This is a genomic window from Hymenobacter tenuis (genome assembly GCF_054780495.1).
Map to the genome: position 1 here is coordinate 1,710,757 of NZ_BAAGWF010000001.1, position 22,369 is coordinate 1,733,125.

General features: G+C 52.5%; 28 protein-coding genes and 1 pseudogene. 14 read left to right on the forward strand and 15 right to left on the reverse strand.

Annotation, left to right across the window (positions count from 1 at the left end; all coding sequences use genetic code 11):
- Positions 1 to 20 precede the first annotated feature (20 nt).
- The 5 genes from ACYVGU_RS07450 to ACYVGU_RS07470 form a co-directional block, all read right to left on the reverse strand.
- Positions 21 to 671, reverse strand: coding sequence for an NAD(P)-dependent oxidoreductase (locus tag ACYVGU_RS07450; RefSeq protein WP_460611716.1), 651 nt, complete (start codon positions 669 to 671; stop codon positions 21 to 23).
- A 67-nt stretch (positions 672 to 738) separates the two neighbouring features.
- Positions 739 to 1,182 (reverse strand): Rrf2 family transcriptional regulator, encoded by a 444-nt coding sequence (locus ACYVGU_RS07455; RefSeq protein WP_460621528.1) that lies wholly within the window; start codon positions 1,180 to 1,182, stop codon positions 739 to 741.
- Between the two features lie 98 nt (positions 1,183 to 1,280).
- Entirely contained in the window at positions 1,281 to 1,652 is a 372-nt protein-coding gene (locus ACYVGU_RS07460) for an MmcQ/YjbR family DNA-binding protein (RefSeq protein WP_460621529.1), read from the reverse strand.
- 86 nt (positions 1,653 to 1,738) lie between these two features.
- On the reverse strand, positions 1,739 to 1,912 hold the full coding sequence (locus ACYVGU_RS07465) for a DUF6728 family protein (protein WP_460611713.1): 174 nt from the start codon (positions 1,910 to 1,912) through the stop codon (positions 1,739 to 1,741).
- Positions 1,913 to 2,040: 128 nt separating this feature from the next.
- On the reverse strand, positions 2,041 to 3,807 hold the full coding sequence (locus ACYVGU_RS07470; protein WP_460621530.1) for an AMP-dependent synthetase/ligase: 1,767 nt from the start codon (positions 3,805 to 3,807) through the stop codon (positions 2,041 to 2,043).
- 225 nt (positions 3,808 to 4,032) lie between these two features.
- On the opposite strand from ACYVGU_RS07470, the gene ACYVGU_RS07475 reads away from it, so the two are divergent.
- On the forward strand, positions 4,033 to 4,488 hold the full coding sequence (locus tag ACYVGU_RS07475; protein WP_460621531.1) for a hypothetical protein: 456 nt from the start codon (positions 4,033 to 4,035) through the stop codon (positions 4,486 to 4,488).
- A 10-nt stretch (positions 4,489 to 4,498) separates the two neighbouring features.
- On the opposite strand, the gene ACYVGU_RS07480 is transcribed toward ACYVGU_RS07475, so the two are convergent.
- The 5 genes from ACYVGU_RS07480 to ispG form a co-directional block, all read right to left on the reverse strand.
- Positions 4,499 to 4,819: a DUF6984 family protein gene (locus ACYVGU_RS07480; RefSeq protein WP_460621532.1), complete on the reverse strand. Its 321-nt coding sequence runs from the start codon at positions 4,817 to 4,819 to the stop codon at positions 4,499 to 4,501.
- Positions 4,820 to 4,985: 166 nt separating this feature from the next.
- Complete coding sequence (locus ACYVGU_RS07485) at positions 4,986 to 5,648, reverse strand: Rossmann-fold NAD(P)-binding domain-containing protein (protein WP_460621533.1); 663 nt, start codon at positions 5,646 to 5,648, stop codon at positions 4,986 to 4,988.
- A gap of 1,425 nt (positions 5,649 to 7,073) precedes the next feature.
- On the reverse strand, positions 7,074 to 7,517 hold the full coding sequence (locus ACYVGU_RS07490; protein WP_460621534.1) for a hypothetical protein: 444 nt from the start codon (positions 7,515 to 7,517) through the stop codon (positions 7,074 to 7,076).
- 63 nt (positions 7,518 to 7,580) lie between these two features.
- Positions 7,581 to 7,880: a hypothetical protein gene (locus tag ACYVGU_RS07495; RefSeq protein WP_460621535.1), complete on the reverse strand. Its 300-nt coding sequence runs from the start codon at positions 7,878 to 7,880 to the stop codon at positions 7,581 to 7,583.
- Between the two features lie 65 nt (positions 7,881 to 7,945).
- Positions 7,946 to 9,931, reverse strand: a complete 1,986-nt coding sequence (gene ispG, locus ACYVGU_RS07500; RefSeq protein WP_460621536.1) for a (E)-4-hydroxy-3-methylbut-2-enyl-diphosphate synthase — start codon at positions 9,929 to 9,931, stop codon at positions 7,946 to 7,948.
- Between the two features lie 189 nt (positions 9,932 to 10,120).
- On the opposite strand from ispG, the gene ACYVGU_RS07505 reads away from it, so the two are divergent.
- A complete protein-coding gene (locus tag ACYVGU_RS07505; RefSeq protein WP_460611706.1) occupies positions 10,121 to 10,609 on the forward strand; it encodes a TlpA disulfide reductase family protein in 489 nt (162 codons plus the stop codon).
- 178 nt (positions 10,610 to 10,787) lie between these two features.
- Entirely contained in the window at positions 10,788 to 11,414 is a 627-nt protein-coding gene (locus ACYVGU_RS07510) for a thioredoxin family protein (protein ID WP_460621537.1), read from the forward strand.
- A 71-nt stretch (positions 11,415 to 11,485) separates the two neighbouring features.
- Here ACYVGU_RS07510 and ACYVGU_RS07515 read toward each other — a convergent pair whose 3' ends face one another.
- Entirely contained in the window at positions 11,486 to 12,145 is a 660-nt protein-coding gene (locus tag ACYVGU_RS07515) for a Rossmann-fold NAD(P)-binding domain-containing protein (RefSeq protein ID WP_460621538.1), read from the reverse strand.
- A gap of 145 nt (positions 12,146 to 12,290) precedes the next feature.
- Positions 12,291 to 13,265: an NAD(P)H-quinone oxidoreductase gene (locus ACYVGU_RS07520; RefSeq protein ID WP_460621539.1), complete on the reverse strand. Its 975-nt coding sequence runs from the start codon at positions 13,263 to 13,265 to the stop codon at positions 12,291 to 12,293.
- Positions 13,266 to 13,365: 100 nt separating this feature from the next.
- Between ACYVGU_RS07520 and ACYVGU_RS07525 the strand changes: the two genes are divergently transcribed.
- The 4 genes from ACYVGU_RS07525 (at position 13,366) to ACYVGU_RS07540 (ending at position 17,728) form a co-directional block, all read left to right on the forward strand.
- Positions 13,366 to 13,866 (forward strand): hypothetical protein, encoded by a 501-nt coding sequence (locus ACYVGU_RS07525; RefSeq protein WP_460621540.1) that lies wholly within the window; start codon positions 13,366 to 13,368, stop codon positions 13,864 to 13,866.
- A 119-nt stretch (positions 13,867 to 13,985) separates the two neighbouring features.
- Positions 13,986 to 14,348 carry a hypothetical protein gene (locus ACYVGU_RS07530; protein WP_460621541.1) on the forward strand — a complete coding sequence of 121 codons (363 nt, stop codon included), beginning with the start codon at positions 13,986 to 13,988 and terminating at the stop codon, positions 14,346 to 14,348.
- Positions 14,349 to 14,802: 454 nt separating this feature from the next.
- A complete protein-coding gene (locus ACYVGU_RS07535; RefSeq protein ID WP_460621542.1) occupies positions 14,803 to 15,831 on the forward strand; it encodes a hypothetical protein in 1,029 nt (342 codons plus the stop codon).
- Positions 15,832 to 16,681: 850 nt separating this feature from the next.
- On the forward strand, positions 16,682 to 17,728 hold the full coding sequence (locus ACYVGU_RS07540) for a hypothetical protein (RefSeq protein ID WP_460621543.1): 1,047 nt from the start codon (positions 16,682 to 16,684) through the stop codon (positions 17,726 to 17,728).
- Here the strand turns inward: ACYVGU_RS07540 and ACYVGU_RS07545 are convergent.
- Together ACYVGU_RS07545 and ACYVGU_RS07550 are read right to left on the reverse strand one after the other, a co-directional pair.
- Positions 17,701 to 17,850, reverse strand: coding sequence for a helix-turn-helix domain-containing protein (locus ACYVGU_RS07545; protein WP_460622001.1), 150 nt, complete (start codon positions 17,848 to 17,850; stop codon positions 17,701 to 17,703). The genes ACYVGU_RS07540 and ACYVGU_RS07545 overlap by 28 nt on opposite strands.
- Positions 17,851 to 17,862: 12 nt before the next feature.
- Positions 17,863 to 18,258: pseudogene (locus ACYVGU_RS07550) on the reverse strand (recombinase family protein); the annotation flags it as partial.
- A gap of 276 nt (positions 18,259 to 18,534) precedes the next feature.
- Here ACYVGU_RS07550 and ACYVGU_RS07555 point away from each other — a divergent pair.
- The 7 genes from ACYVGU_RS07555 to ACYVGU_RS07585 all read left to right on the forward strand — a co-directional run bounded on the left by ACYVGU_RS07555 (position 18,535) and on the right by ACYVGU_RS07585 (position 21,874).
- On the forward strand, positions 18,535 to 18,678 hold the full coding sequence (locus tag ACYVGU_RS07555; protein ID WP_460621544.1) for a hypothetical protein: 144 nt from the start codon (positions 18,535 to 18,537) through the stop codon (positions 18,676 to 18,678).
- A 9-nt stretch (positions 18,679 to 18,687) separates the two neighbouring features.
- Entirely contained in the window at positions 18,688 to 18,888 is a 201-nt protein-coding gene (locus ACYVGU_RS07560; protein WP_460621545.1) for a hypothetical protein, read from the forward strand.
- Between the two features lie 322 nt (positions 18,889 to 19,210).
- The gene (locus ACYVGU_RS07565; RefSeq protein ID WP_460621546.1) at positions 19,211 to 19,618 is read left to right on the forward strand and encodes a hypothetical protein; all 408 of its coding nucleotides are present in this window, start codon (positions 19,211 to 19,213) and stop codon (positions 19,616 to 19,618) included.
- Between the two features lie 141 nt (positions 19,619 to 19,759).
- The gene (locus tag ACYVGU_RS07570) at positions 19,760 to 20,191 is read left to right on the forward strand and encodes a hypothetical protein (RefSeq protein ID WP_460621547.1); all 432 of its coding nucleotides are present in this window, start codon (positions 19,760 to 19,762) and stop codon (positions 20,189 to 20,191) included.
- Between the two features lie 66 nt (positions 20,192 to 20,257).
- A complete protein-coding gene (locus tag ACYVGU_RS07575; protein WP_460621548.1) occupies positions 20,258 to 20,710 on the forward strand; it encodes a hypothetical protein in 453 nt (150 codons plus the stop codon).
- Between the two features lie 196 nt (positions 20,711 to 20,906).
- Positions 20,907 to 21,317, forward strand: coding sequence for a hypothetical protein (locus ACYVGU_RS07580; protein WP_460621549.1), 411 nt, complete (start codon positions 20,907 to 20,909; stop codon positions 21,315 to 21,317).
- A gap of 47 nt (positions 21,318 to 21,364) precedes the next feature.
- Positions 21,365 to 21,874, forward strand: coding sequence for a hypothetical protein (locus ACYVGU_RS07585; protein ID WP_460621550.1), 510 nt, complete (start codon positions 21,365 to 21,367; stop codon positions 21,872 to 21,874).
- A 237-nt stretch (positions 21,875 to 22,111) separates the two neighbouring features.
- Here ACYVGU_RS07585 and ACYVGU_RS07590 read toward each other — a convergent pair whose 3' ends face one another.
- The gene (locus ACYVGU_RS07590) at positions 22,112 to 22,330 is read right to left on the reverse strand and encodes a LexA family protein (protein WP_460621551.1); all 219 of its coding nucleotides are present in this window, start codon (positions 22,328 to 22,330) and stop codon (positions 22,112 to 22,114) included.
- Positions 22,331 to 22,369 lie beyond the last annotated feature (39 nt).

Below are 22,369 nucleotides of genomic sequence, written 5' to 3' on the forward strand. Positions count from 1 at the left end.
GGGAACTAGCTGCTAGTTTCTTAGTACGCTGCAGTAAAGCGCTGACGGATATGCTTAGGCGCTTCTACTTCATCTAGAATTACTACGGCTAGATCTTCGCCGGAAAGAATGCTACGACCCTCTTCGTTGAACACTGGGTTTTCCAGCCCTAAGCGGTACTGACCGGTGCGGCCCGTACTGATGCCTTGGTGCATTTCAATGGCTGGGCTTAGGAAAGTCCAGTCTAGGATATCGTTCTTTTTCAGCTCGTTAAGATAGTCGCGGGCGGCGGTAGCGCCGGGCTTGATATCAGCTGGAAACTGGGGTCCATCTACTAGCTGCTGCCCATTGATATACAGGCTGCCGGCGCCCCCAATAGCAATCAGACGCTTCACGCCCGATTTAAGGGTAGCAGCCTCAATGTCGCGGGAGCCCTGCAGGAAGTCGTGGTATAGGTTGGGGTTGGTCCAGCCAGCATTGAATGAATTAATGACTACATCGTGGCCACGTAGCTGCTGGGCTAACTCCTCAACGTTGTTCACGTTGCCGGTTACAACCGTCAGGTTTTCATTGTGTTCCGTAAGCTTGCTGGGGTCACGCACAATGGCGGTAACGTGGTGGCCACGGGTTAGGGCTTCGCGGAGCACTTTCGAGCCAACAAAACCGGTGGCTCCAATGAGGGCAATTTTCATGGTGTTAAAAGTAAAAGTGAAAACAACCTGCTGTAACCACAATGGTTACAATGCAGGGCAAAAAAATTTAGGTACGTGCGTTAGCCTGAGTTAGAATATCAGTAGTTACGTGTTGTAGGCTTACACCCGCCAGCACCTGCTCCAATGCCGTTTGCGCCTGTTGCAGGGTAGCATCTAAGGCCGTCTGGATGTTACGCCCCACCAAGCAGGCAGGGTTAGGTTTCTCATGCACACTAAACAGCTGACCTTCTTCGACTACTTCCACGGCGCGGTACACCTCCAGCAGCGTGATGGCGGCGGGTGTACGCGTCAGGAAGGTGCCACCGGAAGCAGGTCGTACTTCTACTAGCCCCGCTTTCTTGAGCTGACCCAACAGCCGCCTAATTACAACCGGGTTGGTGTTCACGCTGCCAGCCATGCGCTCTGAGGTGAGCAGCACGTCGTCTTCCTGCTGGAGAGCCAGTAGGGAAAGTACATGCACCGCCACCGAAAAACGACTACTAATCTGCATAGCGCGAAGGCAAGCAAGGCATGAAAGAATTTTACTAGGTGCTTTGCTACGACAAAGGTAGCATTGTAACAATCATAGTTACAACTAAAGCCTACTTTTTATTCGCTTTCAGTATGTTCAGCGGCAGCAAGCTCTTCGCGCTGCTTTTTGGGCAGAGAGGCGCGTACTAGGTCGTATGAGTGGTCAATCCAGGTACGCAATTGATTCTCGGTAGCTCCGGTGCCAATGAGTACGGTGTTCCAATGCTTTTTATTCATGTGGTAGCCGGGCAACACGTACTCGTGCTGTTCGCGCAGCTCCTGGGCACGCTCTGGGTCGCACTTGAGGTTGATGCTGCCAAATGTGTCGATATCGGTGAGGACAAATACTTTACCGCCCACCTTAAACACCAGGGTTTCGGGGCCGAAGGGCGTCTCTTCAGTTACGCCTGCTTTCAGCAAACAATAGTCGCGGAAGTCTTCAATGTTCATGGCCCCTAAGTAACGCTATAAAGCAAAAAAGACCGCCATGCTGGAGAGAGGAGCATGACGGTCTTCTGTATAAACAAGGCTAGTACCTAGCGCAGGAACCAGCGGTAGAGCAGAACAATAAACCCCACCAGGAACATGGCCATGCTCAGCTTATTGATGAAGTGCATGGTGCGCAGGTTGAAGTTGGAGTGGCGGGTAGGATCAGACTTGCGGAAAAAGTAGCCGAGAGCCGGACCGAAGTTAAACAGGTCTTTGCGCATGATGTGAGTGCTTTCTGGTACGCTATGATAACACCCCAACGGGCGGAAAGATTTACAATCTGCAAGATATTCATCCTGCTATATCCATCCCAATTTGGCTGGTTTGGGCCTTTGCTGTTCACTAGCCCCTAGCGAAACAACGACTCTATGCGCTGCTGGTTGTTCTGGCTGATAATCTTGCGTTTCACCTTCATAGTCGGCGTCAGCTCCCCTGATTCTACACTCCAGGAAGTGTGAAGCAAGGCCACTCTTTTGATTTGCTCCCATTGGGCAAAGGCGGCGTTGGTTTGCTGTACCAGCTGCTCATACAGCTGCTGTACTTGCGTGTGAGCGGCCAGGGCTGCATCGGAAAGGTCGGTGGGCAAGTTGTGGTTTTTGGCCCAGGCGCGCAGCTCCGCAAAAGCCGGCACCAGCAAGGCGGCCGCAAACTTTTCGCCCTCGCCCACTACCATCACCTGCTCCACCAGCGGCGACTCCGAGAGCTTAGATTCCAGCGGCTGTGGGGCTACATACTTGCCGTTGGAGGTTTTAAACATCTCCTTTTTACGGTCCGTGATTTTCAGAAACTTGCCTTCCACAAACTGGCCAATATCCCCGGTGTGCATCCAGCCGTCGGCATCAATTACTTCGGCTGTGAGGTCAGGACGGTTGTAGTAGCCCTGCATCACGGAGGGCGAGCGGGTCAGGATTTCACCGTCGGGGGCCAGTTTTACTTCTACACCCGGAATCACAGGGCCCACGGCGCCAATAAAGTTGCCTTCGGCTACGGGCTGGCTGGCGGCAATTACGGGCGAGGTTTCCGTCATGCCGTAGCCTTCCATCACCCGGATGCCTGCCGCCCAGAATACGCGGGCTAGGCGCGGTTGCAGGGCTCCGCCCCCGCTCACAATGTAGTGCACCTGTCCGCCCATGGCCTCGCGCCACTTACTGAACACTAGCTTGTTGGCGAGGGCCAACTGGGTGTTATACCAGAAACCCTGGTCTTTTTGCGTGTCGTAGCGCAGGCCCAGGTTCAGCGCCCAGAAGAACAGCTTTTTCTTCGCCCCCGTCAGCTCTTGGCCCTTGGCCACAATCTTGTCGTAGATTTTTTCGAGCAACCGCGGTACCGTGGTAAACACCTGGGGCTGCACCTCACGCAGGTTGTCGGCAATGCGCTCCACGCCCTCGGCGTACCAGATGCTGAACCCCAGCAGCAGATACAGGTAGGTGGCCGTACGCTCGAAGATGTGGCTCAGGGGCAGAAAACTCAAGGCTTTCTGGCCGGGAGGCAAGGGCAAGTATCCGGTCAGGTTTTCGCAGTTATACAGGATGTTGCGGTGACTGAGCATTACGCCTTTGGGCCGACCGGTGGTGCCCGAGGTATAGATGAGCGTGAGCAGATCATCGGGCTGCACGGCGGCCTTGAGGACATCCAGTTCGCCGGCGGTATGGACTACGCCGAGGGCTAGCAGCTCTGAGAAGTGCGGTACACCGTCGAGCTTATCAAACGTGAAGATGTGCTCGGGCCCTTGCTCCAACCCTGCCACGGCTTGCTGCACCCGCGCCAGCAGCTTTTTGTCTTCCACCAGCACCACGCGCACGCCGGCATCCTGAAAAATATGGCGGTAATCTTCCACCGTAATGGTGGGGTACATGGGCACGCTCACGGCTCCGAGCTGGGCAATACCAAAGTCGGCCACCATCCATTCGGGCCGGTTTGTTGAGATAATCGCCACTTTGTCGCCGCGCCCGATGCCAAGCTGCCGCAGCCCTAGGCTCACTTGGTCACTGAGCTCCTGCACCCGCGTGGTGCTGAGCGGCTGCCACTGGCCGGCTTTCTTTTCCACCAGGCAATCGGCCTGGGGCGAGGTATTTACTAGGTGGGAAAGCAGGTCGAAGGTGCGGGTGATTTTCATGGGGGCAGAACAAGAAACGTGGCCTCTTCATTCGAAGGCCGGCGCAAAAATAGCTCACCTAGCAGGCAGCCACGTGTAAGGCCATAATTTTACCGCTACTGTGCAGCAGCAAGCACCGCCGGCTACCTTTGGTTTGAGTGAATTGGCAGGCTAGTAGAGAGCCAGGGTAGCAGCAACGCTGCCTCACCCCGTCGTGTCTATATCTTCACCAAACTTCCTACCCCTATGAAATACCTGCTACTCCTGGCTTTGCTGCTGGCCACTACCCCCCTGCTCGCCCAAAAGCCCATTGCTGAAACCGAGGCGGTCAAGAAAACCATCCAGACGTTTTTTGAAGGCATGCGCAAGGCCGACAGCACCCTGGTGCGCTCCACGCTCGCACCGGGTGCCGTGTTCCATACCCTCAGCACCCGCAACGGACAAACGCAGCTGCGTCCCGAAAACCCCTCTGAATTTGTGAAGGCCGTGGGCACCCCGCACCAGGAGGTGTGGGATGAGCGCATCACCTTCGATAAAGTGCTGATTGATGCCAACCTGGCCAGCGTCTGGACGCCATATGAGTTCTACCTCGGCAGCACTTTCAGCCACTGCGGCTACAACTCGTTCCAGCTGGTAAAGCTCACCGAAGGCTGGAAAATTGCCCACATCATTGATACGCGCCGCAAGGAGAACTGCAAGTAACCAACGCGGGCTAGAAGGCCGGAATCCGGCGCACAGGCGAATCATCTACCTTCCAGCAATCGAGCTCATACAGGTTCCCTTCCTGATCCAGGTACAACGAAACGAGCACCACTACCCCATCCAGATCCAGAAACTGGGTGCTGGCAATTCGCTCGCCTAACCGCCGGTTGGGTTCTCGACTAAGAAAGCGCAGACTGCTGGTTTCGCCCGTCTGCAGCTCGGCCACTTCTGCGGTGTGCAGTGCCGCCAGCAGGGGCTCAGCACCCGGCGCGCCCCGCAGCATATACATTAGCAAGCCCAGTTCTGCCAAGTTCAGTGTGCGTTTGTTCATCGGTTCCGGTCTGCCTACCGCTAGGCCACATCAGGCAGCAAACCAGAGAGTATACGCCCAGTGTGCCCTTTCAGGCACCCAAACCCCGGAATTATTGCGCCGGAAAAACTAGCCCCAGCCTACTATTCCCTGAACCCTGCTGAGGGGCTTCCGCTCTTTGCTGTGCCTAGGCTTTTGCCAGCGCCACAATGTCGGGCACTTCCAGCACGTGCTGGGGGTAGCCCACGCGCGCGGCGTTGATCATGGCCAGCCCCAGTTCCTGCAACGTCGAGACGTACTTAGGCAGGAACCGGCGCAGCGCCGGATACATCCAGTTGAAATACTTGTAGTACGGCAGTACGTTTTTCAGACCGGGCGTGGCTTTCATAAAACCGGGCCGGAACATATACGCCTGCGCAAAGCCAAGTTCTAGTAATGCATTTTCCGTCTGGCCCTTCACGCGGGCCCACATGCTGCGGCCGTGCCCGGTGCTATCGGTGCCGGCGCCCGAAACATAGCAGAACGTAAGGCCGGGGTTGCGCGGCAGCAACGTTTGGGCGAAGTGCAGCGTGAGCTCGTAAGTCAGGCGCCGGTACTCGGGCTGCTGCATCCCCACCGACGACACGCCCAGACAAAAAAAGCAGGCATTGTAGCCCGAGAGCTGATCCTGAATTGGTGCTAAATCTTGAAAGTCACTGTGCAGAATTTCCCGCAGCTTCGGGTGCGTAATCCCGCTAGGCTTGCGACTCACAGAAAGCACCTGTTCCACCTCTGGGTGGTTTAAACACTCGTGCAGCACGCCCTCTCCCACCATGCCGGTTGCCCCGGTCACTATTGCGCGTAGTTTCATAGCTAGGGAGACGTATAAAGGGCGCAGATGTTTTTAGAGCTTATAGCGGATTCACGAACGGTGTACATGGTATCCACGGTAGTTGAACCACGCTTTGACGTCCTTGCTGGTAGTCCAGGCGCAGGCCCGTCTCATCTAGAAAGTAAAACCGGTGCATATCTGTTCACCCAGCAACGGCCTCGACGTGTTGGCGCCGCGACGCCCACACCCGTTCTGCGTCACGCTCACGGGCGTGCACGCTTTTTTGCGGCGCAGGCCCTGCTTATCTACCAAGCGCCCTAGACTAACCCGACGCTCACGCGCTGCCCGGTGTGGGCCAGTAGCGCCTCGCACAGTTCTGCCAATGTCGCATCCGGTTACCGCCCCACCTGGGCCACCAGCCACACCTACGCCTGCGTGTCCAGGCACCGCGGCGGACTACCCCAACCGGACAAGGCGGCCACCGAACCGATTTACAGCTGCTGCCACCTACACCAGCCCAGCACCTAGCTCGGTCAGCGCCTGCGCCACGCACTTACGCAAGTCTAAGGAATACGCTTGCATACAAGGACTTATACATTCTACCTGCTAGCGACTACACCATTCTCGAATCTGCTATAGTTTGTATGCATACATATAATTATTTTTTTTCACAAACGTGAAATCGAACTGAAATGTATTATTGCTAATAATAATATAAAATTAAAAAAACATATTTCTAAATGTGCTTAGTTTCCTAATGTGTAGCAAAAAAACGATAAGCTAAACTTAGATACAGCAAAGGTTATATCTAACCATAGTATAACACGGCAATCAGGCACTCGTTGTAATATCGATACGTTTGCACTCTTGACAAATGCTAGGCTCACTTACTTGCTCAATGAAGCTTATATAGCTAATTTGCAGATACATACAAGAGTTGATAGTATTCCACTTTACGTTCGAAACTATTTAGGCTGTCTTGCAGGGGCAACTTTTCTATAACCAATCTAAACGAGCGGTGTAACAGCTCATGCGACTTTGATGAGACTTTGATGAGACTTTACCAGACCAACAAATAACTTATGTAGGAGTTGGAAGGAGCATAATACTTTTCACCTATTATACTGGTAGTATTGGAAGAAGTCACCATGCTCTAATTATTAAAAATATTGATGGGTAGATCGAATACTACTGGCGTGGGCTAGTTACTTTTGAAGTAGGAAATGCCAATCAAATCATCCTTATCATAGCGCATATTCAGCTGAACAAATGGGCTATTAGAGAAGCGAACCTCATTAGAGAGCATGTTTTAAATTAAAAATGACACTTTAGTAGACGCGTATACTAAAGAATCTGTTATCCGTCATCGCCTTGCTCTATAAATCCTACTGCTTGTTCATTTGAATAATTCCGTAACAACTTAATTTAAGCTATCTTCTATCACCTGGGTTATTCTGATTTCTTTTACGCGTAGTTTTGTTGCTGTAGAGTCGGACAAAGCAGGCGAATATTATACATTGGCGTAGCAAATGTACTTTCATCCAATTCCCTAAGTGTAAACTTTGCAAATTCTATTCTCAGCGGAAGAAAATGGTCGATGGATAAATTGGCTATGTAGCTAATCCCATACTCAGAAGCAGGCTGCTTTCTACGGCTAAATTCATCAATCCGAAAGCCTAAACTAGTGCGTCTTTCTCTTTCTAGAATAGCGTCTATTGTGGCTTGAACTTGCTGAATATGCTCTTTATTTCTTATACCAGATATAATTAGCTGCGACCATACAATAGGCTTGTTCTCATGACTTTCCCAAATAATGACCTCAAGTCGGCTGCGTGAAGCGTCAAACCTAAACTGATCAGCAACAGCATCATGTAATGATGTTATTCCCGATGCACTGCCTTGTTTCATAAGCAACAATAAAAAACACAAGAACTTATATAGGTGATAAGAGCGTAGCAATTTGATGTTTCGCTAATCACCATAGCCTAGAAGCCCACTATTTAAATCAGTTGCTTTGTGTAATATAGTTATAAAGGATTTGCACTCCTTTTGCAAAGGGGCCGATGGTAATCGTTGTTGCAACTTTAGCAACATCCGCGCTACAATTTCATTTCCCCAGCGAAACTTGCCGTAATAATCAAGCCACGGCTCAATAATGCCCTCTTTTTGCAGTTGGAAAAACAACTCATCCTCGATGCCTCCAACGTGCTCTAGTTTCAGTCTCTTACTAGACAAATTTTGGCTGTCGTGAATTAAATAGAAATCCAGCATACATTAATTAACATGATAAGAACAGAGCCAGCTTATACAGCTGGCTCTGTTGATGTTGATGCCGACTACCCTACCACCGGCTCTTCCAGCACCTCCTTCTCAATCCAGCGGCCGTCTTCGCGCATGAGTTCGATGAGTTGGTCCACGGCTTGTTCCTCGGGCACTGATTTCTTGATGACTTCCTGGCCGCGGTAGAGGGCAATTTTGCCTTTGCCCACGCCCACGTAGCCGTAGTCGGCGTCAGCCATTTCGCCAGGTCCGTTCACGATGCAGCCCATAATCCCGATTTTCACGCCCTTCAGGTGGTCGGTGCGCTTGCGGATCATGGCAGTGGTTTCCTGCAGATCGAACAACGTACGCCCACAGCTAGGGCAGCTGATGTACTCCGTTTTGGACATGCGCGTGCGCGCCGCCTGCAGAATGCCAAAGCTGAGCTGGTTAAGCTGATCAAGGGTTTGGAGCCACTCCGCTTTCGGGCGCTCAGGTAGCAGCTCGGTGCTCAGCACTACCCCGTCGCCGAGGCCATCGAGGAGCAAACCGCCAACGTCGGTGGCGGCGTAGAGCTGGGTTTGCTCAGGCGTCAGCTCCGGATATTGGCGGTTGATGATGACCGGATTAGTTACGCCGTGGTTCATCAGCTCGAAGAACGCACGCCGGATTTCCGGCATGGCGTGGGCATTATCCGTGTACAGAATGATAACTGCCGTGGCGTCTTCGCGCAATTGCTGAAGCGCCGTTGCCGTGAGCGAGGCGAAGTTATGAAACACGAAATTGAGCTCGGGGTGGCGCGAGCCGTCGGCGGCGTATTCAGCCTGCGTGAGTACCGGGTAATGCTCGAGACGCTTGCCACCATCCAGCCAGGCATTGTAATCTACTACCTCTTTCAGGCCGTTGGGCAGCATGAACGGAATGGGTTGCTGGCCCGAGTACACGTAGTCGGCCCCGAGGTCGTTCATCTGGAACTTGTCGAGGAACGCGGAATACAGGTGGCCGGCTGCGCGCAGGTCGGCGTACTCCAGGCCGGGCACCCGCGACAGGTCTACCATCACGCGGGGCACGTTCTGGCCGCCCAAATTCAGCACTTCGCGGGTGATGCGGCGGTGATACTGAAACGGGTCGATAGGCACTTCCAGCACTGGCGCAATAGGCTTAGCGTCGGCGGCACGGGTAGTGTAGCGGTCAATGAGGGCTTTAGCCACGGGCGCTTCGGCTTCGGGAGCTTCGGTGAGCGAAACGCGCACGGTGTCGCCTAGGCCATCTTCCAGCAGCGTGCCAATACCCACGGCGCTTTTGATGCGGCCGTCTTCGGCCTCGCCGGCTTCCGTAACGCCTAGGTGCAGCGGGTAGGGCTGCAGGCCTTCTTCATCTAGCTTTTGCACCAGCAGGCGGTAGGCCTGCACCATTACCTGGGTGTTGCTGGCTTTCATGCTCAGCACCACATCGTAGTAATTTTCCTCCTCACACAGCCGCAGAAACTCCAGCGCCGATTCCACCATGCCCAGCGGCGTATCGCCGTAGCGCGACAAAATCCGGTCAGACAAAGAGCCATGGTTGGTGCCGATGCGCATGGCCGTGCCGTACTGCTTGCAGATCTGGACCAGGGGGCGGAACCGCTCCCGGATGCGGTTTACCTCATCCTGATAGCTAGCATCGGTGTACTCGATGATGTCGAACTTCTTCTTATCAGCGTAGTTGCCGGGGTTCACGCGCACTTTTTCTACAATGCGAGCGGCTAGCTCGGCAGCGTTGGGCGTGAAGTGGATGTCGGCAATAAGCGGCACATTGCACCCACGCTTGCGCAGCTCCTTCTTGATTTCCAGCAGGTTTTGGGCCTCCTTCACGCTAGGCGCCGTGATGCGCACATACTCGCAGCCCGCCTCCACCATACGAAGCGTTTGCTCTACTGAGCCCAGGGTGTCCATCGTATCCACGGTGGTCATGCTCTGCACCCGAATAGGGTTAAGGCCACCCATGGGCAGGTCGCCGATTTTCACTTCCCGGCTAAGGCGGCGCTTGTATTCAGTGAGGCTGGGGCAATAGTGTTTATTCATAACCCGATGGGGAGGCGTGTTTCAGAGGAGTAACAAAGGTACGGAAGGTTTGTGCTCAACATATGTGCCAGTGCTAGGATGCGGGGAGCAATACATCAACCGAATGGGTGTTGCGTTACTAGGCACCATGGCTCCCGCAACTTCCTGTTCCATTGCCTGTCTATAGCACAACTACTGCTTTTCTACTTCATGAACTACTTGAAATTCATTGCGCTGGCGGCGGTTCTGCTGCTAGCCCTACCTAGTAAAGGCCAGCAGGTAGCCGTTATTAAGCTGCCGGAGCTACAAAAGCGCCTGAGCCAACCCAACGACACAACGTACATCGTGAACTTCTGGGCTACGTGGTGCGCGCCCTGCGTGAAAGAGCTGCCGCACTTTGATCAGCTCTCGACCACCTACGCCAAGCAGAAAGTGAAGGTGCTGCTAGTTAGCATGGACTACGCCTCGCAGCTGGACAAGAAGGTGAAGCCCTTCGTGACCAAGCGTGGGCTGAAATCAGAGGTAGTACTGCTGAACGAAACCGACCCAAATACCTATCTTGATAAAATAGATGCCAAGTGGAGCGGCGCCTTGCCCTTTACGCTTTTGCTGAATAACTCCCGGAAGAAACGCGCCACCTTCGAGCAGGAATTCACGGCCGCTGAGCTCAACAAGCAGGTGCAAGCGTTTCTGCCGTAATCTTCCTAAGGTACCAGTTCAACCTCCCTTCCGGTTAGGCTAGGCAGCGGATGCTTTTGTAACGGTTTTTGCTAGGTATCTTAGGTAGCTCAAGCCCGCTAGTATTCCAACGGGCACAACAGGGCTTGCCGAATGATTCGACGTTTTTCTGTTTATTCTTCACGTTTTCCTCGCTCACATGAAAAAGCTCCTTCCTTTTCTGGCTTCCTGCCTTATGCTGGCTTTGAGCAGCTTTGTTTTGTTCCGGTCAGATGCAGTAGCTGGCTATCAGGTCGGCGACAAGGCTGCGGACTTTAAGCTCAAGAATGTTGATGGCAAGCTGGTGTCGTTGGCCGATAACAAGACCGCCAAGGGCTACATCGTGGTGTTCACGTGCAATACCTGTCCGTACGCCAAAGCCTACGAGAGCCGTATTATGGCCCTGCACCAAAAGTACGCCGGCAAGGGCTACCCCGTAGTAGCCATTAACCCCAACGACCCCGCCGTAGCCCCTGGCGACTCTTTTGCCGAAATGCAAAAGCGCGCCAAGGACAAGAAATACGCCTTTCCCTACCTGCAGGATGAAGCCCAGCAAGTAGCCAAAACCTTCGGCGCTACCCGCACGCCCCACCTTTACGTACTCACCCGCCAGGGCTCCGACTTTGTAGTAAGCTATATTGGGGCCATCGATGATAACTCGGAAGATGCTACTCTGGTGAAAACCAGGTATCTGGAAAACGCCATGACCGACATCATCGCCGGCAAACCCGTCAGCGTTAGCTCCACAAAGGCTATTGGCTGCACCATCAAATGGAAAAAAGCCTAGGTCTAGTTTCTGTTTAAACCCAAAAAAGCCCGCTGCTGAGCGGGCTTTTTTATTCAAAATCTACCAACCACTTAAGCGGCTTGCCCGGCCCGCCGGAAAACTCCATCCAGTGTATCGGTGCTAAGGCCCGGCGTTTCATCCAGGGCAGCATTGATCATGGCCTGCGCCACAATTCGGGCATGCACGGGGCGATACGCGCGCAGCGGCGGCACGGCCCCAACTAAAGACGAAAGCACTAGGCCTACTTTTTCGCCAAGCCTCGGTTTTGGGCGGCTTCCGGCCAATACGCCAGGCTGCAAAATACGAATATGCCGGAATGGCAACCGCTGAATATCCCGCTCCAGCTCTCCTTTCATGCGGTTATAAAACACAAAAGAATCGGCATCGGCCCCGGCCGAGGACACGAGCACGTAGGTGGGCACGCCATTTCGAGCTGCTGCCTGCGCCGTGCGATACTGGTAGGTATGGTCGACTTTGTATTGCGCCTCCTGACTGCCGGCTTGGCGCAGCGTGGTGCCTAGTGAGGAGAAGAGCACGTCGCCAGTAAGCAGGTTGCTCCAGCTCTCGGGTTGGTCGAAGTCCACCACGTGTTCTTCCAGCTTGGGGTTTTGATAGCCCGTGGGGCGCCGAACAAACACTTTGAGCCGGTCGAACCGCGAATCAAGCAGGAGTTGCTGAAGCAACAAGTCGCCCACTAGCCCAGTGGCGCCAATAAGAAGAGCAGTGCGCATATCGAAGAGAAAGGAAAATAAGGGAAGAACAGAATGTCAGCAAGCTACCTATAGTAAGCAAAACCGCTCTGGCACTAGCGTCCATTACCCATCAAAGCAATGAACAAGCCTTGAGTGCTTTGCCAGCCGTTTGGCACAAGGCTGCTTACGGTAACGTCAGAACAATTTTGCCAATGTGGGCGCTGCTTTCCAGCAGGCGGTGAGCTTCCGCCGCTTTGGCTAGGGGCAGCGTGGCATACACTACGGCGCGCACCTTTCTATTGTTGAGCAAGGGCCACACATGGCGCTCCACCTCGGCCGCCAAAGCGGCTTTAAAATCAGCCGACCGAGGCCGCAGCGTACTGCCTGTTATGGTCAGGCGCCTTGACATAACCTCCAGAGCATTGAAGTTAGCGGCTCCGCTCTGCATGGCATTAATGAACACCAGCCGCCCATCGTCGCGCAGCAGCCGCAGGTTTTTAGCGGTGTAGTCGCCGCCAATCATATCCAGCACCACATCTACCCCGCCCGCAGCTGCCAACACATCTTCAAAATCCTGCTCTCGGTAGTTTATACTCCAGTCGGCACCTAGCGCTTTCACGGCAGCGCATTTTTCGGCGGAGCCGGCGGTTGCGGCCACGTGGCTGCCTAGGGCATGGGCCAGCTGAACCGCCGTTACGCCTATGCCGCTACTACCGCCGTGCACCAGCAGGGTTTCGCCGGGCAGCAGCTGGCCCCGCTGAAACACGTTGTGCCACACGGTAAACACGGTTTCGGGCAGGCTGGCAGCCTCGGTCATGGTCCAGCCAATGGGCACGGGCAGGCAATGACGCGCATCCGCCACGGCGTACTCGGCATAGCCGCCCTGGGCCAACAATGCACAAACGGTGTCGCCGGGTTGCCAGCGGCTTACGGCCGCCCCGCATAGCTCCACGGTGCCTGCTACCTCTAGTCCGGGCACCAAGCCGGTTACATCCCCGCTTCCCCTGTACTTGCCCTGGCGCAGCAGCACATCGGGCCGGTTGACACCCGCCGCCGCCACTCGAATTAGGACCTCATGTGCGGCCGGAGTGGGCTGGGCTACGTGGTGGAGTTCCAGCACTTCGGGTCCACCGGGCTGGGTAATGGTAATTGCCTTCATATGGAGGTTCCTATTCGCGCCAGCAGCAGCGGCTTTGCCTATTCGTTGGAGCTAGTACGTAATTGGGCACCCAAGGCTTCGTTTTTCCGTTTCTTGCAGTATGAAAAAGATTTTTTTGCTGCCCCACTTCCTGCGCACGGCAGGCCAGCTCACTGGCCTAGCCGCCTGGCAAACCGGTCGCCTGTTTCGGAAAGCAGCCCAATCGGCACTGGAATCGGTACAGGACGTACTGCGGGCGGAGGTACAGAAGGGAAATATGCAGCTAGTGCGCGATTTTCTGACGAATAAAGCGATGCCTGCCGCCCGCACCTTGCTGCTGGAGCGTATGGCTGCGCGACTATTGGTGCGCTTAGGCTTGCGCGGGGTACTGGCCTCTAGTGTGGTTGGTTGGATTTTGCCCCTGGTTCTGGAACAGCTCATCAAAGTAGGTCACAAAACTGGTCTTTTCGACAAGCTTCGCGAGCACGCTACCGTGCAGGACACCCTGCAGCGCCTCGATGAACTCAAGCGAGCTACCTGGAAGCGCTTGGTCCCCGATCATGGTTCCAGCGCTGAACTCCTCCCCGACGACACCGAATTGCCCCGCCAGCTACCCGCCTAAACTTGCTGTAAACCCGCTTTTTCAAGCAATAATTCACTTTTGCGTTTTTATTAGCCGGTAGCACTTTTTCAATCAATTTACTAAATCCGAAGTCCGTTTTGCCCCCGTACGTGGGCACTATGAAAACAAAATTCAGTTGGCTTGGGGGTCCGTCCACTTCTCCTGATACTACCCAGACGGCACTTCGTGACTTATATCGGGCGGCGCGCCGACTTCATTTCTCCGAGCCATACGCTCCGGCCCGGCTAGCTCGCATAGCCGACCAAGCCGAATATTTCCTGCAGGAGTGGCCCGCCGAACGGTGGCCGGCCGGGCTACACTCTGGTCATCCGCTCCCGGCTCGTGAGGAGTTGTTACAGCTGGTACATGAGACCATGCGCATCAAGGCCGTCTATGAGCACACCTCCGCTCAACGCTGGTCGCACACGCACTGGCACCAAGCCATTACGTCGCTCTTGGCTGCACTAGAACCTTTTGCTTAAGATTTGAGCTTGGAGAATGATAACGACTTAGGAAAAACCTACCTAAGTAATCTATAACAGAGATACTGCATTTATAATACAATCTATCTATACATAAAAAAAATCATTTCAACCTTGAAATATGACAATATTCTAAAGTAGACATTTAAGCAATAGTTTAAGATTTAGAAAGCGTATTATGTAATAAGCCCACTAGTCTTTATCAATTATACAGACAGGTCTTGCTGAATCAAACGGTTTTGTAAATGCACAATTTTTACATTTTAAATTTCAGCATAAAATGCTGTTTGTGAAGACTAATAAGAGTTGGTGAAAATGCGTGCGGGGCCCAAGTACGTAAAAGCAAGCATTTTGGATTCTAAATATTTGACTATCTTTGTAAAAAACTGGTTGAGTTGATAGATTTTCTGTGTAGAGGAACAAGGCTGTTGGTGCTCATTAAAATCTGTGTTGTATGCGACTGTTGTCCAGCCTACTACTTTCCCTTATTAAAAAGCGTCAAGTAGGCTACATCCATGTTGCATTTGCTTACTTCTTTCTAATCAGCTTCTACTTTTTCTTTGATCAGTTAGCCGCACCGCCTCATCCAACCGTGGAAGCACTGGCCAAAGAGTTTGCACTCTCCGGAAGGGATGAACTTTACGATCCTAGGCTTGGAGACCTCACTTCCGTTGATAAAGTAATCGCCTACACAGACAGTTTAACTGCATCCGTCGACGCTGCTCACAGAGATTCTTCGACTTTTCCAACACTTCTGAGCAGCGTATTACGCCGTCGGTTTCATCATGGCTACTCCTACTTCGGACCACATGATATCCAACTCGCTTCGCTAGTAGCAAAGGTTACAATAACCGACTTACATGCCATTGTACTGCCAGATGAAATACTTCGTCATGCTCAAGCGGCCTGTAGCCAGCAGTCAATTGTGTGTATGGCAGTTTTGCGGCGAAAGGGCTATCAGGTTCGCAAAGTTGGATTTTTAGGGCCGAAGGAAGTTGGAGGCCATTTTGCCCTTGAAGCCCATCATAACGGCTCTTGGCATTATTATGACTCCAATCTGGAGCCTGATTCTGCACTGCTCGCCAAACACAACCGACCTAGCATTGCTGCATTGGTTTCTGATAGACAACTGCTGCACCAGGTATATGCTCACCGGTTGGATTCAACACAAATAGCTTCACTATTTCCTACTTATCAAGTAGGTGAAGTCAATGCGTCGCCTGCTCCTCGGGCTCATGCATTTCAATTGCTAATGAAATGGGTAACGTATGGCGCTTGGGTTGTTGTGCTGCTATTATGGGGTATATTTTCTTGTTCTTTGCGGAATCTAACCTTACAACCTATTCGACTACATACATCAGTAAGTCGACACGTACCCATTAATCCAATTACTCTCAAACAGCCCGCATCTGGACAAGAGCTAAAAAAAAGCATTTGCTATCCAATGTTTCCCGGCCATTTCAACTATCCCTTTCGGACGTAGAGAATTTGGGATGCGCATATAAAGCAAGTATATCGCTTCATACTGCTTTTATTGAATAGCAGTCAGTTCCCTTTATGATTCGACGCATTGAAAGCCTTAACACTAAAGAACAATTTTATCTGCCTTAACATTATCTTTTCTCATCTAGCCTAAATACAACAAACGGACTGCTTTATACTTTAGTAAGTTAAACGCAAATGATGGCACTCCTACCAATCTTCCGTTTATCCCATTCCTAGTTGTCAATACCGGTAGCTCCATTTGGTTGGCCTTCCTGCTCTTACTAATGTCTAGTTCTATATAGACATTTATCAGCTCATAAATGAGCTGCAAGAGTTTAGCGTCGTATGGCGAAGGCAGCAAAAATCTCGACACTATTCAGGTCTAAGCTTAAGACTACTTATCGATACGAATTTAAACGGCCTTACTGCTAGCAAAAAGGCCGTTTCACTAAGCAGAAAAAGTTAGGGCACAAAAACAAGCCGTCTCCACCCGGATTAGTTCAGTCCTGCATTTTAGGTCGCAGCTGCACTTTTACCTAAAATGGGGGCCATTTTGAGGGCGAGACCCTTGCCTGATACAGGGTGCAACATTACGCTGTAACCCTTGTTATTCAGCTTACAAGCTTCATAGAAGATACCCCAAAGCAAACACTAATTGAGTTTTTATTCAATATTTTATTGCGTTAGTACTACAAAAAGTGACATTGGCGCCGGGTTACGAAATTTTGTTACCTTTGGTTTTAAGGAATAATGTATATTCGTAAAAGCATATACATTTAGGCGTTCCCTACTGGTGGACCGGAAGCTGGCTGCCGCGGAAACAGGGAATTGACTTAAAACCGCAACCTATGAATCTAATTTCCAACGTCTTAGTTGCATTGGTTAGAAAGCATCAGGTACGTTACCTACACGTTGGCTTTGCGTATCTTTTCTTAGGAAGCTTTTACTTTTTCTTCGATCAGCTATCTGCACCTGCTCCCCCGACTGTGCAAGAACTCAAGCAACAGTTCGCTAAAGTTCATAGGGCCGAAATGTTTGATCCCCAATTGCACACCTTAAACTCCGTCGATGAGCTTGTTGCTTATACGGAAGGGCAGATGCATAATCAGATGGCCACAGCGCAGGATTCCTCGCTGTATCCTATAGTACTTAGCGCTGTACTGCGCCGCAGGTTTTATCACGGCTACTCCTACTTTGGCGACCATAATATTAAGCTGGCGTCGTTGGTAGCTAGTGTTACCCTGCCTGACTTGCGTGCCCTTGTTATTCCAGATGATATATTACATCAGATCCAAGCCGCGTGTAGTCAGCAGTCGATTGTATTTATGGCTGCCCTGCGTCAGAAAGGATACCCGGTACGTCACGTAGGCTTTTATGAATCCAAAGGCGGGGGACACTATGCCCTGGAAACGTATTACGATGGTGCCTGGCATTATTTTGACACGAATCTAGAACCCGACTTTGCGCTGCTAAATCAGCATAACCGGCCCAGCATTGCCGCACTGGTCGCTAACAAACCACTGCTCCACCAAGCATATAAAGGCCGCCTAGATTCGGCGCAAGTTGCGGCGCTGTTCCCCACCTATCAGGTTGGAGAGGTAAATGCCGCCCCTGCCCCCCGGGCTTATGCCTTTCAGCTGCTCATGAAAGCCGTGACGTATGGTGGATGGGTAGTAGTGCTGCTCCTATGGAGCCTGACTTCCTGGTATCTGCGCCGGATCACGCACCGGCATATGCAGCGGCCGTCCTTAGAAAGAATTAAGCAGAATGCCCCCTTGCGCATTAGCTCCCCTAGGCTGATTGCCAGGACGCACGCCATACAGCGAATCGGCGGGGACTTTGAGTGGGTGAGAAATGCCTCGGGGGTTCAGCAACCGTGGACTAAGCGTCGATAGCGCTTTACCGTGCTTTCACTGATGCCAGTTACTTCAACAATCTGATGCACGGAGAGGCCGGCGGCTAGGGAAGTCTTTACTTTTTTCAGCTTTTCCTCATTAACGCCCGGTCTGCGTCCCATATGCTTACCTTGGGCTTTGGCTAATTCAATGCGCGCCTGCCGACGTTCCCCGTTGCTCTCACGCTCAAATTCCGCTAAAGCCGCAAACACTGTTAGCACCATGCGCCCGGCCGGCGTGTTCGTATCGATGCCTAAGTCGAGGGCTACGAAGCGCACCTGCTGCCGGCTGAGGTCGGCAATGAGTTAAATCAGGTGGGCCGTGTTGCGGCCCAGACGGGACAATCGGTTTACGGTTACCGTGTCGCCGGGCCGAAGTAGCGCCAGCATCTTATCTAGTTCGGGCCGGGTCGTACTGGCTCCAGTTATCTTCTCCTGAAAGATGCGGTCCACGCCAGCCGCCGTCAGCTCCTTAAGCTGAGTATCGAGGTTCTGATCCTTTGCCGATACGCGGGCATAGCCAAAATTCATAAAGCAGGTCAAAAAGATGGGTTCAGAAAGTTACCATAACCTTTTTACTCGGCCCTACCTTTTGGCCCCAAGTTCTGGAAATAAGCAGGCCCCTCCCGAGCTGATTTCGGAAGGGGCCATGACGGACACCTTGTTGACCTGAACGGTGTACAAAAAGGAGCATAAAAACGGCCCCGAAAAACCGCGTTTTCAGGGCCATGTAGGCGAGTGCTCAACGTGTCCAGAAACCGTTCCCTTTTTGGATACCTTTACCGATCATTATTCTTGCTGAGTCTAATGGCCCCCAATACCTTCACCTACGATCAGGTTACGGTCGTAATTAAAGAGCTCACCGACCACAAGCTGGTGCTGCGCTATATCCCGAACGGGCGGGTGGTGGGTCAGCCCTACTTTGAGGGAGACGACATCTATGCGCGCTAAAGGGGTATTGTGCCTACCTCCTACGATACCTTCCAGATCTTGTCCTTTGAGCAGCAGCTGCCGCTGGTGTGGCTGGAGGGGCGCTTTATTGCCCGGCGCTGGGAGGAGGAAGATGCCGTGGCGCTCTATCACATGGATGGCGGTTTCTTCTGCGAGGTGTATCTGGAGCAGGAGCACTATACCGTGCTGCGCCTGGAGTGCCTCCACTGACTCTGAGCTGCTGGAGGATTATGCGCCCTACATCCACTTGGATGATCTAATCAAGTAAGCACCAATGGGTCAAAAACGCCGCCGCGCTTTCTGGCAGGGCTTTACTTGTGGAGTGCTGTTCGTGTGCCTGCTCTTCCTAGTGGAAATGTGCATGCGGGCGCAGGGTGGGCAATAAAAATATGCACGCTTGACCTACTCGGGCATATATACGCACCTGTGAAATAGGTAGCTTGCGTGCTATTGCCATAGGGGGTGCATCCTCTCGTTGCAGAAGATGCCATTATGAACAGCACTACACCTTTCAACACTTTATACCTACCCTATGCCTAAAGCATTACTCTTGCTTTTCGTGAGTTGCTCGTTGCTCCTTTCGGCGTGTAAAAAGAACGACCCTGAAAACCTGGTCCTAGGCCGCTGGAATATTGTAAAGGAGGGCAGATACATATATGATGAGCATGGCACGCTCCTCTCGACCAGTTTTTGGCCACCCTCTGAGTTCTACATGGTGATAACCAAAGACAGTGTTGAATACTGGGGCAGCACCAATTATAAAATATCAGCCTTTGCCTATCTGAAGGTAACGAAGAATGGATTCCAGAGGAGTGCTGACCCGGAAGACTACGTGAAGATTGCCGAGCTATCGAAGGACAAGATGGTAACCCATAGTAGCAGAAGCACCAACCTTTGGACGAAAGAATACTCGTTTATAGAATATACGTGGGGACGCTAATACGCTGATTCCCCTTTATCTCTGGACGTGTATTATACCCGGTCACGACCTGCTCTAGGCCCGAATACTTCAAAAAGCCATATGTGCGCACCCGGGAAAGCGGTAGCTTGCCGGGTACCACCATTCACCTTATTTCATTTCATGTTTCGAGTTCTATTTCTATTGTTTCTAAGTGTATCGGTATTCTTAGTCGCTTGTCAGAAGGAAGACGCCCCTACCGGCATGGAAGGTCGATGGAGTCTGCAATCCAGCTACTACGATAATTACGACCAGACCGGCAACCGAATTTCGGGTTACACGGACCAGCTCGATACATTGGGCGTTTACTTGATCGTCACGAAGGATAACATGAGGACTTATAATTCAAGAAATCAGGAAGTGCTGCGCTTTGAGTACACCCGGGAAGGCAACGTGCTACATATTACGGCATTTGCCCCCACCTCGACCCAATCTTCGCAATACGACCTCACCCTAGAGGAGCTGACAGATAAAAGAATGCTTACCCGCTTCACTGGCCAGCCAAACCCAGCCACGGGCGTTTACATAATGTCCGGCAGTTTATACACCCGCTAGTAGGACTTCACTCTATACCTCAGCAGCTGCTGAAGATGCCCTTACAAAGATAGCCCAACCATAAGTATGACCCTTTTCTACCGCTACCGTTTCCTCTTCACCTGTTTGTTCAGCTTGGTGCTGCTCACTCTGACGGCGTGTTCCAAGGATAGCTCTGAACCAGAGCCCAAACCAAATGCTCCATTGGAAGGCACGTGGGTGATAAAATTCAAGGAATACAATTCCTTTCGCGCGCAAGGCGCTTTAACGGAGAATAGTGGGAAGCAAGCTGCCTCTGGTACGGAAGTGTATACCATTACTCCTTCTTTGATAACTTTTGTGGATGAGCCGCAAGCCTTAGCTTTTGAGTACTCGTACACGCGTGCCAATGACATCCTTACCCTGCGTAATACCCGTACTGAGCTAACCTATGCAGTGACCATCGTAGAGTTGACTACTAACACGCTTATCCTGCAAGAGAAGGTTCTCGGTGTTCAGGGAGATTATACTATTGTGATTACACATATGGTTCGCCAATAGCCGGGCGGCTACGCCCGAATACACAATAAATCCTCCCAACACGTCGTATAGCCGGTGTCTGCCACTGGCTCTGCCCTACCCAACGTACCGCCGCTCCCCGCTCCCGCGGCAAGGCCGTCGCAAAGCGCACGGCTCCCGCCCCAAAGCGCTGGTTGACTTTATCCAGATCTACCTTATCTCTCTTCCCTTTATCAAGATGAAACGCTTGCTCTCTACCCTGTTTCCAGTTGCCTTGCTGGTTAACACTGCTTGCCAAAAGAACGACCCCACCCCTGCTGCTCCTAGCATACTTGGCCGCTGGGAACAGAAAGAACTTATTGTCCATCGCTTCGATGCTGCGGGACAGCCTCAGCCCGGGTACACAGAAGTAGCCGAAACTTTTTATTGGGATTTTACCCCCGACTCGCTTCATACTACAAGCATATTACACCCGGAATTACCACGTAGCGGTGTAAAGCTTACCCGTGCCAATGATTCGCTCTTCTTTGGGTCTGCGCGCACTAAAATCATGGAAGTAACCGAGCATAAGCTGTTGCTGAGTTTCAGGAGCCCTGCCATTCCTGGGTATAAGCTGTACCACGAGGAGACGGTTGTCTTCTCACGATAAGGTCTAGTGAATCGCTATGAGGTCGTGTATATGTACAGTCGGTAAGTATGCTTAAATTGCTGCTCTTCCTGCTGCTCACTGCCGCCGGTCTGCCTACTGCCTTGGCGCAACGCGTAAACAGTAGCTCTACCGCTCCTGAGCTAAGGCCGCGTCTAGCGGATGCTGCTACGCTGCTGGATCAGGAAAATGGCCTGGGGGCCTACCATTTCGGGGATACCATTGCGCTGTTTCCGCAGCTGCAGGAGTTCATGGCGGATGGCTCCACCGTTGCCTATACTAACCCGCAAGACGAATTACAGTACCACGGCACCCCGGTGGCCAGCATCCTCTATACGTTCACAGAAGGCCGACTAGAATCGATTTCACTGAACACTAAAGGCCGCCGCAATAGCGATCGGCTCCTGCAGGCATTTAGTGCCCGCTACGGCTCTGGGCAGAAAAGCCCCGCTCCTCTTACCGGCTTGCAGTGGCAGGGTCGCAAGGTGATGCTCAGCTTCAGTCCCGCCACCGACTACAATGACGAAGCGCAGGCCCTATTGCTGCGCATTCCCGAGTAAGCAGCCGGCACCTTCGATTTCACTTCGGACTATACACTTTGGCACAGGTGGTCTAACTAACGCGCGCATAGCTGGAGAGCCGTCCGCGCCGGGTCTCGGTGAGCATATGCGTCACGACGCCCCACACCGTAAACAGGTCGGGCTCGGTAATCTGCATTTCCGGAAAGTTGGGTTATCCGGTACCAGAAACCAGGCTTCCGGCCCGCGCTTTACAAGGCGCTTTACGGTGGACTGACCTTAGATTACAGCAATGACCACATCATCCGGGCGGGCCTTCAGCTGGCAGTCCACGGCCAGCAGCGAGCCGTCCTGAATACCGGACTCCCCTCCCGTCATGGAGTTGCCCATCACGCGCACCAGGTAGGTGGAATCAGGATGGGGCAGCAGCATTCGGTTCAAATCCAGCTTCACGCCGCGGTGGTCCTCCGCAGGTGAGGGAAAGCCGGCCGGTACCAAGGAATCAAAGAGAGTAAGCTATACCGGCTGGCGTTCTAC